The sequence below is a fragment of the Crocosphaera sp. genome, assembly GCF_030064895.1.
Classification (GTDB): domain Bacteria; phylum Cyanobacteriota; class Cyanobacteriia; order Cyanobacteriales; family Microcystaceae; genus Crocosphaera.
Map to the genome: position 1 here is coordinate 1 of NZ_JASJEB010000003.1, position 17,452 is coordinate 17,452.

Sequence of the window (17,452 nt, forward strand, 5' to 3'; positions counted from 1 at the left end):
ATATATCTGACGGATAAGAACGTCTCTTCATAAAACTGTCATAAAAACTTATTCCATAGTTTTATAACCACAAATCTGTGCCGCCTAATTTCTTTATCTTTTCTTTACAAACAGTCTCTAACTCTTTCTGATTTTAGAGATAAAAGATTTCTGATTTCGATGGCTTTTTGCCTCAAGGTTACAATAGTCGTTTTTCTCTCCGCTTCTTGTCGCTGAAAATTAGCAAAAATACCAAATGCACCCACCACCAACGTTGACATCAATGCCACTATAGTGCGAGTTTGAGCTGCCTTGCGAGCCTTTTTTTCTTGTTCTAATTCACGATTACGGCGCGCTTTTTCTTCTTGTTGTTTCCTATCACGCAATTCTAAACTTAACTCAATATAATTTCGCTGAGATTTGCTCAAATTGTCCGAAGATTCTTGCAACCAAACTTCTGCTTCTCCTAAAGGGACATTCTGTAATAATGCTCCATCATTTCTTTCACTCGTCTCCCATTCCTGTATTCTTACCTTAAGTCTTTCCTGCCAAGTACGAAACTCCCGATTTTTCTCTATCCAATCTCGTAGCGTTCCCCATTCTCGAATCAATGCTTCATGAATAATCTCAACGATTTCTTGTTCAGTTTCCTCTTTTTCATCAGTTTTCTCGATTTTATTCGTTACCACCAAACGAGCGGAAGCCAACTTTGTCACTAAATCCCAATTATCTTCTCTCACCTCATCACGAGTTGCTGATCTTCGAGTATCTTCTGTTCCTTCTCCTGGACGTACCAACTGAATAAACACCTGTTGCGCTTTTTCTTTATCCTCCTCACTCAAATCTTCATATTGTTCTTGTGCATATTTAGCCAGTGCCTTTTCCACACCCCCAATGTCTTCATAAGCTTGATGGGTTAACTGACCATTTTGCTGTTTTGCCCACATTTTTTCCAACGCAAACTCTAGCAATGGCAAGTTTCCTGGTTCCTTCTCCACTGCTTTTAAAATACGCTCTGTTAACCCAGATTCCAGTCTTACTCCCAGTAGTTGGGCTGGTTTTTCAATGGCCTCTTGGAGTTCTTCATGATTCATCGGACCCAGTTTTCGGTCAGCATCCTGTAAAGCATCAGCAAAGGGACGATAAGAAAGAGCATAGCCAAAAAAGTCAGCCCTTAAGGTAAGAACAAGCTTGAAATTCTCTGTCTGATTGACTGTTTCCAATAATTGATCTAGAAATAACTGGCGTTCTGAATTATCTTGACAAAGGGTGTAGAGTTCCTCAAATTGGTCTGCTATGAGCAATATCTGGGTACATTTGTTCCTTTCGAGAACATCCTCGATGACATCTCGTAACTTTCTTTTTCCCTGCTCAATCTTTTCTAGGGTTTCTTCCATTTGAGTTAGAGGATCTATTTCCTTGATTTTCCGCAAAGAAACTAACTTCTTGATCAAATTATATAAAGGGCGATTACCTGGACGAAATGACTCAATTAACCAACCTTCTTGGGAACGTAACTGAGGAATTAACCCTGCAAACACCACCGAAGACTTTCCACTCCCAGATGCTCCAATTACCGGCACTAGAGACTGTTTCTGCACCGCTTTATAGCAGTCGCCAAAGCTATTAGGACATTTTTCTGTTCCCTGTTCCCTGTTCCCTGTTCCCTTAAAATATAATTTATGTGTCCTAACTAGCCTGTCTATTGCTATAACTAATTCTTCAGTAAAAGTTTTTCGTCCAAAGAAATATTGAGCATCCTGCTCTCTAAAAGCAAACAAACCCCGATAGGGACAAGGGGGAATCGCTTGCTCTGCTAATTCTGGACAAGCATTAATAAGCTGAGTGGTGGGAATAATAAAAGCTGCCCTATTTTCTGGTCGCCCACTATCAATGGCCACAGTCATTCCTGCTACCCCATCTAGCTGCTCATCCCAGACGGGAGAACCGCTAAACCCAGGCTCAATACGATAAGCAGAAGAGGGTAAGACATCTATTTGCACTCGACCATTTCCCTGTTTCTCCCTGATGATGCCATCGGTATAGACTCCTGATGATTGCCCTTTGGGAAAGCCAAAAACTCGAAAGGGATGTTTCCAGAGGTTTTCTGCTGTAATCAATCGTATGGGTTGGATTCCTTCTGGCAGAGGGCTTTCCAGTTCTAATAAAGCCATATCTGCTCCCGTTTCTGGCAGAATAGAAGAACTTGGTTGAACAGGTATCCAGCGAACAACTTTCCCCTTAAGAATTTTTCCCGATGCTACTAAGGGAAAATCTAAACAGATTTCTTTATCGGGTTCATCGATCGCATTTAAAGGTTTTCCCAATGCTGCATTAACCACATGAGCGCAGGTGAGAATGTGCTTATCAGATACCAGGAAACCAGCACCAACCACCTTGTCATTGGCTCGACGAATTCTGGCGATCGCTTCTAGTCGTTGAAAGGTCATGATTCACTACATCTCACTTCTTCCACTTTAAGGTAATTTCATAGTTGCCTTCCACATTAGCAGAAGCAATAATCGCACCCATCTCAGCCGTCATCTTTACCCCGAATTTTACCTCTATTTCATCAGGAGAGTCTTTCAATTCACGGACTTTACCGATAATATTAGCAGCTACAGGCTTAATTTTATCCATCGCATCGGCAAAGGAAGTTTGAGCTTGAACAACCACTTGTTGCCCAGGGTAATTTGCTACCAGTCCTTCATCGACCTCGGATGTCGGCAACTCCTCTACTTCTACTAGAATCGAGTCATCGCCATCGAGAGAATATTTTATCAAGGGTTTCACTGTTTTTATCTGCTCGCTTATTGCAGTTTCTATCTTTTGTTATAGAAAGTATATACGAAAAATTGTTGACTGGATAAACTAAATAAAAAAGAGTCAGAAACTTGATAATTTTCATGACTCTTTCTTAATTCTATATAATTTAATCTTGTGGTTAATATCGGTTCTGGTATTTTTTCAATGCGGTGAATAATGTCTTGTTTTGTAATCATAATCAATATCCCAACTCTTTAATTACCACAATTATTGCTATCAGAATTTTTGAGATCCTGTTTTAATTGTTTATTGCGTTTTTTAAGCTGTCTTAATCTAGCAGATGCTAGACGACCCTTATCATTACGCCGATTCATTTTACGGGGAGATTCCCATGATTTGATGCGCATAATTTTTCTGTTCTTCTTTCATATACTACATTCTACTATAACATACTACATATAATTGTCCATTGTCCATTATTCAACTTACATATTACGTTTTAATTGATCTAACTCATCATCTAATTCCCACTTTTGAAACTCTACTTCTAGGGGGTCATTAGCCTTATTGTAGGTATTATAATTAATTTTCTCATTCCATCCCTTTGTATCATAATCAGTTTTAGCTTGATTGGCTTGAGCTTGCCTTGCTTTAGCTTGTAATTCCTCCTTTCTCTTTCTAATTTGAGTTAATAAGGTTTTTCCATTAGCAAGTTGTTGTTTAGCTGCTTCCATTTGGCCCCATAATTGATTACCTTGACGCAAGAGAGTTGCCTCTCTTTCTTGGGCCCTTTGAGCTAAATCTAAACGTCCGGCAGCTTTAGCTTTAGCTACTCGTTTATGCCAAGCTTGAATATCTTCAGCTAAAGATAAAATATCAGCTTCTAGACGTTTTTTTTGACCTTCCTTTTCAACAATTAATTTTAGGGCTTCTTCTTCCTGTTCTCTTAATTGTTCCAAAAGAGCTTGTAATTCCAAATGGGGATTATTTTTCAGGAATTCTTCTAAGCGTGTTTCTAGAAAGCGACTGAAATCATCAAAAATACTCATAACAGCAATAATAAATTCTAATATTTCAATTAAAAACCCTGTCCAACTTCCACATATTTAGTCTGACCATTGTGATAAATAATGGCTTGTTGATTTTGCACTCCCATCAGAATACCACCACTACTACCCACAGCTTCCCCAATCTCAAAGCGTCGACTGATTCCATTGAAGGTAAAAATAGCAGTTGATTGTTCTCCCGATTCCAAAACCCCTACCAACTGGTGGCCAGTATTTTGGGGTAGTTGGTTATTAATAGCAATTTCTGGGGGGATAGAAACGGTATTTTGCTCAGGGTTTAAGACAGCAGTAGGGGGACGTAAAGGAGGGGCAGGAGAAATGTTATTACTAGGTGGAGAAGGAGGTTGTAGAGAAGGAGGAGTGAAGTTTGACTGATTGGGGGGATACATTGGCACATAAATCCGTTCTATTACCTTTTCTGGGGTAGGAGGTGAAGGGGGTTGGATAGGCAGGGTTGAGGATTTTTTATCTTCAGGGTTGACTAAAGTTTTTGCGGTTGACGTTTGGTTAATAACGTTCAAAGACTGTTGTAAATAAGCGATGAACTCAGCATTATCAGGATTAGGGTTAGATTGTTCCGTTTTTTGTTCTTTTTGCTCAGATAAATAATACAATGCCCACATTAAAGCCAATAAAAAGTAAACACAGGCAGCCCCGAAAAAGACTTTATCAAGATGTTTGGGTATTTTCCGATCGCTTTGAGTTGGATGCACAGGATTTTCTCCTCACCGATATAGCTTAATTATCATTATTATCTTAACTTTAGCAGCCTTAAAGATTGCCAAAGTAAGGGAACCAAAAAAAAGACGCTTAAGGATGATGTTAGTTTCAGTCAGGTTTTCGGGAATGTTATAAGTATATGTCCTTGCTCTCGATAAACCGTGATGAGTAATGTTTCAGAAGTCCGACATTTGTTAGTAATCGCCGATCAACAATCTCGACGTATTGTCCCTTTAACAGATAATACTTATTCCATTGGTCGCGATCCCAATAGTAATATTTTGTTATACGATCGCCAAGTTTCTCGTCATCATGCGACTTTATTAAAGATTGATGATAACACTACCAAGAATGATCAACCCTGTTATCGGATTATTGACGGTAATTTAGAGGGAAAAAAAAGTACCAATGGCATAGCTGTCAATGGGAAAAATTGTCTATCTCATGATTTAGCCCCAGGAGATTTAATTCGTTTTGGCAGTCAATGTCAAGCCAACTATCATATAATTGCTGATTCTTCTGAACTAGCTTTATTACAAGATTCAGATCCTAGTAAAGAGCTTAATAGTTCTTTACCTTTAGAAGATTTACTCTGTGAAAATCCAGTTGCTTCTCTTGATGAAATTTTCTTAGAAGATGAGGAAGATCAGGAAGATCAGGAAGAACAACCTGAAACAATGGCATTGAAGAATAAGGAGAAAAAAAACGCTTCAGAACATTTTCAAAATCAAGTATCTTTAGCTGATTCTAATCCCAATCCCATTATAGAAGTTGATTTTAAAGGGCAGATTGTCTATGTCAATGCAGCTGCAAAGATAAAGTTTCCTGACTTGAATAAATTACAAGCATTACATCCGATTTTACAAAATCTTATTGGTAATAGAACTCCAACAGAAGGAACTTCTTTTGTTAGAGAAATACAAGTTGAGCAAAGTTTTTTTGAACAGCATATTCATTATTTAAAAGAAAGTGAATGTTTAAGAAGTTATTTATTTGAGATTACAAAGTATCGTAAAAGAGAAATTCAGTTAGTCACCGGAAAAGACCGCTATCGTTTCTTTTTTGAGCAAAGTACAGAAGGAATTTTAGTGATTAATCCAGATACAAAGCATATTGTTGAAGCAAATCAAGCTTATTGTAAATTATTAGGCTATAGTAGTGCTGAAATTATTGGTTGTAATCTTTATCAATTATTAGAAACAAAAAAAGATACTTTTAACAAAATATTAAAACAAATCACTCCAGAAAATCCTTACATAATTAGAGAAGCTTTTCACCGTCATCAAAATGGTTCATTGTTAGCAGTTGCTGGCAAAATTAACCTAACTAACTATCAAGGACAAGAGATTTTGTGTTTAATTGTGCGCGATATTCGTGACCGAAAACAAGCAGAAGAAGAATTACAATATCAACTCCTCCATGACCCTCTAACCAATTTACCCAATCGACAACTATTTAAGCAGCAATTAGAAACAGCTTTAGCCCATGCCCAACGCCATGAACATTTACTGGCAGTTATGTTTATTGATCTTGATTCTTTTATCCACATTAATAATACTTTAGGTCATTCTTTGGGGGATCAAGTATTAAAAAGTTTTGCGGAAAGATTAAGTTCTTGTATTCGTGCAGGAGATATGGTGAGTCGTTGGGGAAGTGATGAATTTGTTTTATTATTACCTCAAATTAAAAACACAGAAGACACCGTTAAATTAGCCCAACGTATTTTTGATAACCTACAACTTCCCTTTATTTTGGATGAACATCGTCTGCAAATTAAATGTAGTATTGGTATTGCTATTTATCCCCAAGATGGAGACAATGTAGAGAAATTATTAAAAAATGCAGATACGGCTTTATATCAGACAAAAGAACAAGGAAAAAATCACTATCAATTTTACAGTCCCCATCTCACCGCAGAAGCAGAAATGTTATTGCGTTTAGAGAGTCTTCTACATCAAGCTTTAGAGAAGAAACAATTCTTCCTTGAGTATCAACCTCAACTGCAATATAAAACTGGAAAAATTGTTGGGATGGAAGCATTGTTGCGCTGGGAAAACCCTGCTTTTGGGGTCATTATGCCTCAAAAATTCTTACCATTAGCGGCTAAAACTAACCTAATTTTACATTTGAGTAAATGGGTTTTAAAAACAGCTTGTGAACAAAATTTGTCTTGGCAAAAAGATAATTTACCCCCAGTTCCTGTAACAGTCAATTTATCGGCAAAGGAATTTCAACAACCCCATTTAGCCACAGTGGTAGCCAGTATTCTCGATAAAACCGGTCTAGATCCTCAATGGTTAGAATTAGAAATCACCGAGTCAACCTTACGGCAAAATTTACAATTGGCTCGTAAAACAATACAGGATCTACAAAATTTAGGAGTTCGTATTGCCTTGGATGATTTTGGACGGGGTTTTTCTTCTTTAGGATACCTCAAACAATTTTCATTCCGTACTTTAAAACTTGATCAAAACTTCATCCGAGACTTACGAGGAACCTCGGAAGAATTAGGGTTAATTGCTGCGGTTTTAGCAATTGGAAAAGGTTTTAATATGCGTGTTGTTGCGGAAGGAGTGGAAACTTCTGAACAATTAAAAATATTAGAAAATCTCGATTGTACCGAGATTCAAGGCTATTGGTTTAGTCGTCCTTTAGTTACCAAAGAAGCAACAGAACTACTAAGTAAAATTGCGAGAAACGATTATATAGATTCTGCAAATTCTATGTCTTTACCGATGATAGATAGTTAGTTTCTAGACGGTTCTGGGAACAATAGGAATAGCCTTTGTTTGTGTATCTATGATGGACAATCTATCATCCTTTCGTCATATTCTTGTTATTGAGGATCAAAAAGCGCGACGTATCGTTGCTTTAGAGGAGGCCACCTATAGTGTTGGCCGAGAATCAAGTAATGATATTGTTATCTATGAAGAAGTTGTTTCCCGTCGCCATGCTACGATTGTCCGAGTTAGACTCAGTCCCCGATTAGATAGTTATTCTTATCGGATTATTGATGGAGATTTAGAAGGTAATCGCAGTACCAATGGTTTATTAATTAATGGGAAGCTAGAACTATCTCATAATTTAAAACATGGTAATATGGTTATTTTTGGTCCGAAGGCTAAGGTCAGTTATTATATTATTTCTACGGCTTTAGATATTGATTTATTTAATCCTCTTGATCCCAAACAATTAGAAGTAGAGGAAGAAACAGTCATGGAAACCATGATTGCTGATGACAATCATCAGCCAACTTTAATTAATGAGGAGAGTTTACAAGGACGAGATCGGAATGATTTGATTCGACTGGCTTCTTTTCCTGAATTAAGTCCTAATCCTATTGTTGAAATTGATTTTACAGGTCATTTAACTTATCTTAATCCTGCCGCTAATATCAAGTTTCAAAGTATTGAACAAGAAAAGTTAAAACATCCTGTTTTAGCCGGTTTACTTTCAGAAGTTCATAACATACAAGGGAATTTATTGTTAAGAGAGGTTATCATTGGGTCAGAGGTTTTTGAACAGTATGTCCATTATTTATCAGAACATCAACTGATTAGGAGTTATTTATTTGATATTACTGCTAGAAAACAGGCGGAAAAAAAATTAGAATATCGGGCTTTTTATGATACTTTGACTGATTTACCTAATCGTAATTATTTTGATAAAAAATTGGAAATTGCGTTGGTTAAAGCCAAGAATAATAAGGACTTAATGGCCTTGCTTTTTCTTGATTTAGATTGTTTTAAAAATATTAATGATACTCTAGGTCATAAAGTTGGAGATCAATTACTAAAAAGTTTTGCTCAAAGGTTAAGTTCTTGTGTAAGAACTAATGATGTTGTATCCCGTTGGGGAGGGGATGAATTTACTTTATTATTACCTAAAATTAATACGCCAGAAGATACTATTAATTTAGCACAACGTATTCTAGATGATCTCAAGCAACCTTTTGAAATTGCAGGTCATCAACTACATATTAAAACCAGTATCGGTATTGCTATTTATCCTCAAGATGGTCATGATGCAGAAACCCTCCTAAAAAATGCAGATGCTGCACTATATAGGGCTAAAGAACGAGGGAGAAATCATTATCGTTGTTATAGTTATAGTTCTACGATGACCTCTAAAGCCTCTTTATTATTAAAATTAGAAAACCTTTTATATCAAGCCTTGGAAGAAGAAAGCTTATCTTTACATTACCAACCTCAATTAAATTTGACCAACAATAAAGTTAGTGGAATGGAGGCACTTTTACGGTGGTATCATCCAGAACTAGGTCATGTATCTCCTCTTAAACTAATTCCTTTAGCAGAAAAAACAGACCTAATTATTCCTATTAGTATCTGGGTTCTAAAAACAGCTTGTCTGCAAAATAAAGCTTGGCAAAAACAAGGTTTCTCTCCTATTCCTATCGCTGTTAATTTATCTACAATACAATTTCAACAGCCAAATTTAGTTGATATTGTGGCCCAGGTTTTAGAAGATACTGGTTTAGAACCTCATCTTTTAGATTTAGAAATTACTGAAACAGCAATGATAAAAAATATAGATTTTTCTCACAAAAATTTACAGAAACTAAGGGAATTAGGAGTACAAATTTCTTTAGATGATTTTGGGACAGGTTATTCTTCTTTGGGGTATTTACAAAAGTTTCCTATTACGACTCTGAAAATTGATCAATCTTTCATCCAAACTTTATCAGATAAGCCTCAAAATACGGCGATTGTTTCTGCTATAATTGCTTTAGGGCAAAGCTTTGATCTTAGGGTCATCGCTGAAGGGGTAGAAACTTTAAAACAGTTAGAACTTTTACAAGGACTCAACTGTAGAGAGATTCAAGGATTTTGGTTTAGTCGTCCCCTCAAACCTAACGATGTGACGACACTTTTAAGTCAGGTGTGAAAATCAAGATGAATCAAAACAAAAAAAATGTCGAGAATCGTTATATCTTGGTTCTTGAAGATAGTAACTGTCGTCGAAGTATTTCCTTAGAAGAGTCGCAATATTCTCTGGGCCGACATTCAAGTAATTCTATTATTATTTATTCTAAACAAGTTTCTCGAAAACACGCTACTTTAATTAAAAAATTTAACCGCAAAACAAATGAAGAGTGTTTTTGGATTTTAGATGGAGATTTAGATGGGGTAAAAAGCAGAAATGGTATTTTTGTAAATGGAGAAAAATGTTCATTTCATGAACTCAAAGATGGGGATTTAATTAATTTTGGTTGTGAAGTAAATGCGAGTTACCACACAGTTTCTATTTCTAAAGTTTCCTCTGGTTTTACTGATAAGGATACAGCGAAGGAATTAGAGAAATCGGTACTTAGACCTATTAAACAAGCAGCAAAACCAAATTTAGAAGATACTGCTGAACAATCGACTTTTATCTTAGTAGATTCCAATTCTTCTCTTAAAGATTTAAGTAATGATGATACTTTTCAAGAGGACTCTTATCTTGATCCTGTCACTGAATTACCTAACCGTATTCTATTCAATGAATATGTATCTATCGCAGTCACTAATGCTAAGCGGAATAAAAATTGTATAGCAATTTTTTTGATAGATATTAAAGGTTTTAGTAAAATTAATGATGCTTTTGGTTATACCATTGGAGACTATTTTTTACAAGCAATTGCTAAACGATTAAAAGATTGTGTAAGAACTGGGGATATCGTCTCTCGTTGGGGAGGGGATGAGTTTGCTATTTTATTACCTCATATTAAAGAAGAGGATAATTTATATAAAATTACTCAACGGATTATTAAAGAACTAAAATATCCTTTTACTGTTGAAAATAATACTCAATCTTTGGTAACTCATTTGGGAATGGCTATTTATCCTAAAAATGGACAAGTTTCTCAAGATCTTTTTAATTATGCAGAAACTCAACTAAGTTATCATAAAAAAACAGGTGATTGTAACCTTATTAAAGAGAATTCAAGGAAAAAGAATGCCTCATTATCACAGATTGAAAAGCGACTTTATGAAGCATTAAACCAAGAAGAATTATGTTTATATTACCAACCTCAATTAAATACCTATAGCAAAACAACGGAAGCAGTGGAAGCTTTTATCCGTTGGCAACATCCAAAATATGGTTTAGTTCCTCCTAAACAATTTTTACCTTGGGTGGATAAAACAGAATTAGTTGTCCCCTTAACTCGCTGGATTTTAGAAAAGGCCTGTACACAAAATAAAGCATGGCAAACTAATCAGTTACCTTCTATTTTAGTCTCGGTTAATTTGTCTATGGCCCAATTTTATCATCCCCAATTAGTTGATATCATTGATGGAATATTAACTTCTACAGGTCTCGATCCCCAATGGTTAGAATTGGAAATTACGGAGGCAGTTATTTTAAAAGATATCAAACTAACTTATCAAGTTTTAAGAGAATTAAAAAGCTTAGGAGTTAGGGTTTGCTTAGATGATTTTGGCATTGGTTATGCTGCTGTTAGTCATCTACATCGACTACCATTTGATACGATTAAAATTGATGTCTCTTTAATCAAAGAAATGGATGATAACCCTAATAACACTACTTTAGTTTCTGCCTTGATTTCTTTGGGAGAAAGTTTTAATATGAGGGTGATTGCTGAAGGAGTAGAAACCCAACAACAACTGAATACTTTACATAATTTACAATGTCAAACCATGCAAGGTTATTATTTTAGTAAACCCCTTTCGGTTGAAGAAACTAGCCAATTTTTAACCCTTAATCATGCAGAATTTTTTGACAATTTAGGGTAAAATTTCTCTACCCACTGCTTCGTAAGCATACCAAGCAGCTTTAGAAGTAGGACTGGAATAATCTCTAGTAATAACACCCTTTTGAGAAGCCTTTTCAAAGACAACTAAAAGAGGAATAGAGGTCTTAAAGCGAGGTAAGTTCGCTTCTTTTAATCTTTTTTTCGCTTCCTGTGCGCTTTTGGTACGAGCATCTACTTTGGTTAACAATACTTTAAAATTAGCATTAAGAGCCTCTAACTGTTCTACGGCCTTAAAGGTTGCGTCTAAATCTAAATGATTGGGGGTTGTGGGGATAATTAATAAGTCACTGCCATCAGCGAGATCCTTAAATTCTTCTGGTTCCGGTCTAGCCCTCGTATCAACGATAATATGGGGATATTTACGGATAATACTGGTTGAGCCTGCCTGGGATGCCACATGAAACGGCAGTTTATCCTCCCTAGACCAAATTAGCGCGGAACGGTTGCGATCGGCATCGATCAGCAAAGTAGGTGCCTTTCCTTGTAAATAAGCAGCGAGATGGATCGAAGTGGTGGTTTTGCCGACACCCCCTTTTAAAGCAGTGATAGAAATGATCATGATCTAGTTTACTGATTGACCGAATTTATATATTTCTTCCCGTTCCTAGATTACACTACCTTGACCCCCTTTTTTCTAATGACAGTTAAAAAATGGTCACCTATAAGAAACTTATTTTGTTGGCTTTGCGTCTCAACTAGAGTGTGTGTGAGGAGTAAGAACGAAAGACAAAAGCCTTTGAGGTCGAAACATGGCCAGACTCTTAAAGGCTTTTTTTCTTGCTTAGATTTCCGTTTCTCCCACATTTACTCCTTCATAAACATCTCTGATATTTATTTTTATAGGAACAGTTGTTAATTGAATTATTGGTTTTTCATCTTCGTATTCTTGTATTAACCAATTACTTTCTGCTGTTTTGGTATAGTGCATAATTAATTGTTTATCTTGTGCGATTAAAATATATTCTTGAAAAGTAGGAAGAGAACTATAGAAACGAAACTTATCTCCTTGATCCTAGTTTTGTGTAGATAAGGGCTAAATATTCTTGTGGTGTGTAATATTGGTTTTTAGTTTGAGTAACCATTGATGACTTAAGAGATATGTTTATTTAATTCTAACTGATAATTTTCAGTGTATTAATTCTGATTTTTTTGTATTTGGCTACTAATGCCAATAAGTAATAACGTTAATCCTTGAATTACTGTTACAATAGTCACAGGAACCTCCACACTTCTTTGCATAATATTCGCCCCACTTAATAAAGCACCAAAGAATAAGGAAGTAAGCAAAACACCAAAGACATTACCCCGACTTAAAAAAGCGATCGCCACGGCATTAAATCCATAACCTGGAGAAAAGTTTTCAAATAAACGGTACTTTAAACCCATAACTTCAGTTCCTCCTGCTAATCCACATAATCCCCCTGATAATGCCATAACTAAAATAATTATTTTGCTAACAGAAATCCCTCCATAGGTAGCTGCTTTAGGGTTGATTCCAACCACTTCTATTTCATAGCCTAAAATTGTTTTTTGTAGCAAAATACCAACAATAATCATAGCAATAATGCCCACAAAAATTCCAGCATGAGCTAAAGTTTTAGGTAATATAATTGGCAATTTAGCAGACTCAGAAATTAAGGGAGAATAAGCACTGGGTGCATTAGCTTCAGCTAAAGAATGATTGACTAAATAACTAATAAAATCAATGGCAATATAGTTAAGTAATAAAGTAGTAATAACTTCATTTATTCCTCGATAAGCTTTCAAAAAACCAGGAATAAGTCCCCACAATGCACCGAGAACAAATCCAAACATTAAGGTTAAAATAATATGTAAAAAACTAGGTATATCTTTAATAAATAATCCAACTAAAGTGCTACCCAATGCCCCTAAATAAATTTGTCCTTCTCCGCCAATATTAAACTGTCCCCCTTTCAAAGCAATTAAAATCCCTAAACTGGATAAAAGTAAGGGGCTAGTTTTGCTTAAAGTATTAGCAAAACCATAATAATTAAATAAAGATTCTTGAAATAAAATACTGTATGCTTCTAAGGGATTTTTGCCAATTAATATAATTAAAATTGCCCCAACTATTAGGGACATTATAATAGCTAAAATTGCATAAATTAGATTATTAATTTTATCTAACAAAATTAAGATTTTCCTCAATTTAAGGACTGGATTTAAACTTCAACGCTTATTAATATACATCTTCTGCACTTAAACCCCCCACACTCCCCCATCCAACCGTAGAAACCCTGAAAAATTTAATCCCGACTAAAACAGTCGGGTATGTTTGACTGAGATTTTTACCCGTGTTAGTATCCAAAAAGATTGACAAAGTGTTACTCAGTACCCAACTATGACCCAGGCAACTCAAACCCAAACAAAACCAGGCTTTGCGCCTACTTTCACCCACCTAGTTTCTAAAGAAGGTGGAGTTAAATACCCTCTCAAAGCCCTTCATGTTTGTGAAGAAACCTTTTCTCCGTTAGAAGTCGCCTACGATTATGAGGCCATTCGCAATCAAGTGAGTCGCGCGACCATCGAAGCTGGTCCTAACTCTATTTGGCGTTATAAAGCGTTTTTGCCTGTAGAAAGCCAAAATCCCATCGATGTTGGCACAGGAATGACTCCTCTTGTTAAATCTCACCGTCTCGCTCGTCGCCTGGGTCTAAAAAATCTTTACATCAAAAACGATGCGGTGAATATGCCCACCCTTAGCTTTAAAGATCGGGTGGTTTCTGTGGCATTAACTCGTGCCAAAGAATTAGGGTTTACCACCGTTTCTTGTGCTAGTACTGGGAATTTAGCCAATTCTACCGCAGCGATCGCGGCTCATGCAGGATTAGATTGTTGTGTGTTCATTCCCTCCGATTTAGAAGCAGGGAAAGTCTTAGGAACCCTCGTCTACAATCCTACCGTGATGGCAGTTAAGGGTAACTACGACCAAGTTAACCGCCTTTGTTGCGAAGTCGGTAACACCTACGGTTGGGGCTTTGTCAATATTAATTTACGTCCCTACTATTCCGAAGGATCTAAAACATTAGGCTTTGAAGTTGCCGAACAGTTGGGCTGGAAATTACCGGATCATGTGGTTGCACCCTTAGCCTCTGGTTCTCTTTATACCAAGATTTACAAAGGTTTCCAAGAATTCATCAAAACCGGCTTAGTAGAAGATAAAGCCGTACGTTTCAGTGGCGCACAAGCGGAAGGATGTTCCCCTATTGCCTCTGCATTTAAGGAAGGACGGGACTTTGTGACCCCCGTTAAACCCAATACCATCGCTAAGTCTATTGCCATCGGCAACCCAGCAGACGGTTACTACGCTTTAGATATTGCCCGTAAGACCAACGGTAATATTGAAAGTGTCACCGATCCTGAGATTGTCGAAGGTATTAAATTATTAGCCGAAACCGAAGGTATCTTCACCGAAACCGCCGGCGGAACAACCGTTGCAGTCCTCAAGAAGTTGGTAGAAGCAGGAAAAATTGATCCTGAAGAAACCACCGTCATTTACATCACTGGTAACGGACTGAAAACCCAAGAAGCGGTACAAGAATACATTGGTGAACCCTTAACCATTGAGCCAAAATTAGACAGTTTTGAGCGTGCATTGGAACGTTCTCGCACCTTAGAGCGTCTAGATTGGCAACAAGTCCTCGTTTAGTTCCCTTTATAGCCGTCAGGGTTTCCTTTATTGTATCCTTGGCGGCTGTTTTTTTTGGCAATTTTTCGCCATCATTATTGATCATTGGTTCATTTTTGGATAACTATGGCTGTTAAAGTATTGATTCCCACTCCTCTGCAAAAATTCACTAACAACCAAGCTACTTTAGAATGTAGCGCAGGAAATGTAGGTGCGTTAATTGAAAAGTTGGAAAGCGATTTTCCTGGTATTAAAGATCGTTTATGCGATGAGAGTGGAACACCCCGTCGCTTCTTAAATTTTTATGTCAATAGCGAAGATATTCGCTTTTTGGACAATACAGAAACGAAATTGGAAGATGGCGATGAAGTTAGTATTGTTCCTGCTGTTGCAGGAGGTTAAATATAATACTGCTCGGTTAAGCTAGAAAACCCTTAATTTCAGAGGGTTAGAGGTGGTAGGGGGAGTCAAAAGAAAGAATTTTCCTTAACCGAGTAGTATTTCACCACCATCTTACAAACTGAGGGTCTCAATTTTAGAATTTGTCGAGTGTTCTTGTTGAATCACCTCGGCATTTTTTGCTTTTTCAGCAGATAGTTGTTTCATCACTTCTTCTACAATCAATTGATGCTCAGCTTCACTAATCTCAAGCTCTAAACGGATCTGGATGAGAACATCTGAATCTTTCTTGATAGCAAAAGAATCCTCGCTAATTGACTCTTTGACCACTCCTTTATAAGCTTTTAGGCGTTTTTGTTTATCAAATCCAGGCAAAATTTTAGCTAAAACATAAACTTCATCTGCATCGAGATCATTGAGGGATCTTCCGTCTAAAAATTCAGGAATATTTACGTTCAGTTTACTGAGTTGTTTGCGAAGACGAACAGCTGAGTTTTCCCTCTGATAAATATAGGGATTTCTTGGCCAAGTTTTATATAACCAGATACCACTAGACAGGGCAATTATTATGGGGAAAAGATATTGTATTTGAACAGGTAACATACGAACAAAATTACGACCTGCGAAAATGAAGAAGAAATTGAAAATAACGAAAGTTACTAGGGTAAACATACGATGACGAACAACTTCGTCGTTAACCAATTTGTTGTTACGAAATAGATAAGCTTTATAACGTTTTTCCAGTTTCTTACCTAACCAATAACTAATTAAACCAAAGGAGCCAATTGTCAAAGGAGCAGCAACTAATTTAGGGATTGCAATGGGATGGTTAAAGAGATAAAAACCTGGATTGAGTAAATTGCTTAACTGGTTTTCTTCATGGGCCCAAACACCAGACATATAATATTCCCAGTTACCTGCATAAAGGTAATAATAAACAAAGTAACCGATCACAAAACCAAAATAAGCATAATAGAGCCATTGTTGTTCGGGTTTGGTAATATTTGCCCAGTAGCCTTTCTCTGCATCAATATCCATGCAAGTCGCTTTACAACCAACACAGTTGCTAGATTCTTGTCCTTGAGAATCTATTGTGCGACACATGGATTGTGTTATTTTTTGACCTTCTCCTTCATGAGCAGCACTATTGAATAATCCTCTCGGTTCTCCGTAAATTTTTTGGACAGGAGCCATAGGACAAAAATATTGACACCAAGATTTACCTTCATACAGATAACCTACTAAAATTGATGCTAAAATAGTGCCAATCAAGAATAAACCTAAAATAGTCCGTTCTGAATTGATAAACAAGATTCTCGCATTAATTCCCAAGTAAAAAAGTCCTAATTGCAAATATAAATGATTACGACCTAACCAAGAATTCTTATGAACTTTTATCCGTTCATAACGAGTTTTTCCTGTTTTAGAATCAACTCGTTTATATCTTTGCAAACCTAAGGCACGGGGAATTTGAGACATAAAAGATAAAGGACAAATACGCCGCCATACCTCATGACCTCCAATCATTAAAATGAAGATGGCTGCTGGCACAATCATACCCCAAAATAAAGCTGCTCCCATACCAAAAGGTTCTTCATTTAAGCAGGTTCCTTGTACTTTAACACATTCAAACTGTGTGATTTTATTAATGTTAAAGGGACTCCAGTTTGTTTCTGGTTGAGTCAACCAGAGAGAGATTGGATCGTAGAATAAAGATGCAATGAGGAATAACCAACTCACGGTTAAAATCCACCTGACTAGGTGCATTGATTTTTCAGAAAGTTTAGCAAACATGGTTTTCAAATACTATAAACAGGTTACAACAAAAGTCAATTCAATTTGGGTACTAAGATTAAAATTAAAATACTCCCCACAGTTTCTGCACTTCTCACATTGACTGAATTGACAACAGCCAAGTTAGTTAGAAACATTTAAAGCGAACTATTAGGTAAGGGAAAAATAAATGGGTTATAGGGAACAGTTAATGTAGAAGGTATAAACCTTTTTTTTATATACTCACATCTTGCGCCCTCTGTCAAACTAGCTAGTTTAGGGAGGGAACAGGGAACGGGGAACAGAGTTTATTTTGACGGTAAC

General features: G+C 36.6%; 14 protein-coding genes. 5 read left to right on the plus strand and 9 right to left on the minus strand.

Annotation, left to right across the window (positions count from 1 at the left end):
• Nucleotides 1-104 precede the first annotated feature (104 nt).
• The 5 genes from QNJ66_RS01115 to QNJ66_RS01135 all read right to left on the minus strand — a co-directional run bounded on the left by QNJ66_RS01115 (nt 105) and on the right by QNJ66_RS01135 (nt 4,525).
• Nucleotides 105-2,429, minus strand: a complete 2,325-nt coding sequence (locus QNJ66_RS01115) for a trypsin-like peptidase domain-containing protein (protein ID WP_300502214.1) — start codon at nt 2,427-2,429, stop codon at nt 105-107.
• Nucleotides 2,430-2,442: 13 nt separating this feature from the next.
• On the minus strand, nt 2,443-2,772 hold the full coding sequence (locus tag QNJ66_RS01120; RefSeq protein WP_300502216.1) for a CU044_2847 family protein: 330 nt from the start codon (nt 2,770-2,772) through the stop codon (nt 2,443-2,445).
• Between the two features lie 227 nt (nt 2,773-2,999).
• On the minus strand, nt 3,000-3,152 hold the full coding sequence (locus QNJ66_RS01125) for a hypothetical protein (RefSeq protein WP_300502217.1): 153 nt from the start codon (nt 3,150-3,152) through the stop codon (nt 3,000-3,002).
• Between the two features lie 78 nt (nt 3,153-3,230).
• A complete protein-coding gene (locus tag QNJ66_RS01130; protein WP_300502219.1) occupies nt 3,231-3,794 on the minus strand; it encodes a TIGR04376 family protein in 564 nt (187 codons plus the stop codon).
• Between the two features lie 29 nt (nt 3,795-3,823).
• A complete protein-coding gene (locus QNJ66_RS01135; protein WP_300502221.1) occupies nt 3,824-4,525 on the minus strand; it encodes a hypothetical protein in 702 nt (233 codons plus the stop codon).
• Between the two features lie 171 nt (nt 4,526-4,696).
• On the opposite strand from QNJ66_RS01135, the gene QNJ66_RS01140 reads away from it, so the two are divergent.
• From QNJ66_RS01140 to QNJ66_RS01150, 3 genes are read left to right on the plus strand one after another with little or no spacing between them, the layout of a single operon-like run.
• Nucleotides 4,697-7,282, plus strand: coding sequence for an EAL domain-containing protein (locus QNJ66_RS01140; RefSeq protein ID WP_300502222.1), 2,586 nt, complete (start codon nt 4,697-4,699; stop codon nt 7,280-7,282).
• 49 nt (nt 7,283-7,331) lie between these two features.
• Nucleotides 7,332-9,437 carry an EAL domain-containing protein gene (locus tag QNJ66_RS01145; RefSeq protein WP_300502224.1) on the plus strand — a complete coding sequence of 702 codons (2,106 nt, stop codon included), beginning with the start codon at nt 7,332-7,334 and terminating at the stop codon, nt 9,435-9,437.
• An 8-nt stretch (nt 9,438-9,445) separates the two neighbouring features.
• Nucleotides 9,446-11,287: an EAL domain-containing protein gene (locus QNJ66_RS01150; RefSeq protein WP_300502226.1), complete on the plus strand. Its 1,842-nt coding sequence runs from the start codon at nt 9,446-9,448 to the stop codon at nt 11,285-11,287.
• Here the strand turns inward: QNJ66_RS01150 and QNJ66_RS01155 are convergent.
• From QNJ66_RS01155 to QNJ66_RS01165, 3 genes are all read right to left on the minus strand, one after another.
• Nucleotides 11,279-11,866, minus strand: coding sequence for a ParA family protein (locus QNJ66_RS01155; protein WP_300502228.1), 588 nt, complete (start codon nt 11,864-11,866; stop codon nt 11,279-11,281). The genes QNJ66_RS01150 and QNJ66_RS01155 overlap by 9 nt on opposite strands.
• Nucleotides 11,867-12,088: 222 nt before the next feature.
• A complete protein-coding gene (locus QNJ66_RS01160; protein ID WP_366146267.1) occupies nt 12,089-12,235 on the minus strand; it encodes a hypothetical protein in 147 nt (48 codons plus the stop codon).
• 206 nt (nt 12,236-12,441) lie between these two features.
• On the minus strand, nt 12,442-13,458 hold the full coding sequence (locus QNJ66_RS01165) for an ABC transporter permease (RefSeq protein ID WP_300502230.1): 1,017 nt from the start codon (nt 13,456-13,458) through the stop codon (nt 12,442-12,444).
• 211 nt (nt 13,459-13,669) lie between these two features.
• Here QNJ66_RS01165 and thrC point away from each other — a divergent pair, with 211 nt between their 5' ends.
• On the plus strand, nt 13,670-14,977 hold the full coding sequence (gene thrC, locus QNJ66_RS01170; protein ID WP_300502232.1) for a threonine synthase: 1,308 nt from the start codon (nt 13,670-13,672) through the stop codon (nt 14,975-14,977).
• Nucleotides 14,978-15,082: 105 nt separating this feature from the next.
• Nucleotides 15,083-15,358 (plus strand): MoaD/ThiS family protein, encoded by a 276-nt coding sequence (locus QNJ66_RS01175; protein WP_300502234.1) that lies wholly within the window; start codon nt 15,083-15,085, stop codon nt 15,356-15,358.
• Nucleotides 15,359-15,469: 111 nt separating this feature from the next.
• On the opposite strand, the gene QNJ66_RS01180 is transcribed toward QNJ66_RS01175, so the two are convergent.
• Nucleotides 15,470-17,149: a calcium-binding protein gene (locus QNJ66_RS01180; RefSeq protein WP_300502236.1), complete on the minus strand. Its 1,680-nt coding sequence runs from the start codon at nt 17,147-17,149 to the stop codon at nt 15,470-15,472.
• Between the last annotated feature and the right edge of the window lie 303 nt (nt 17,150-17,452).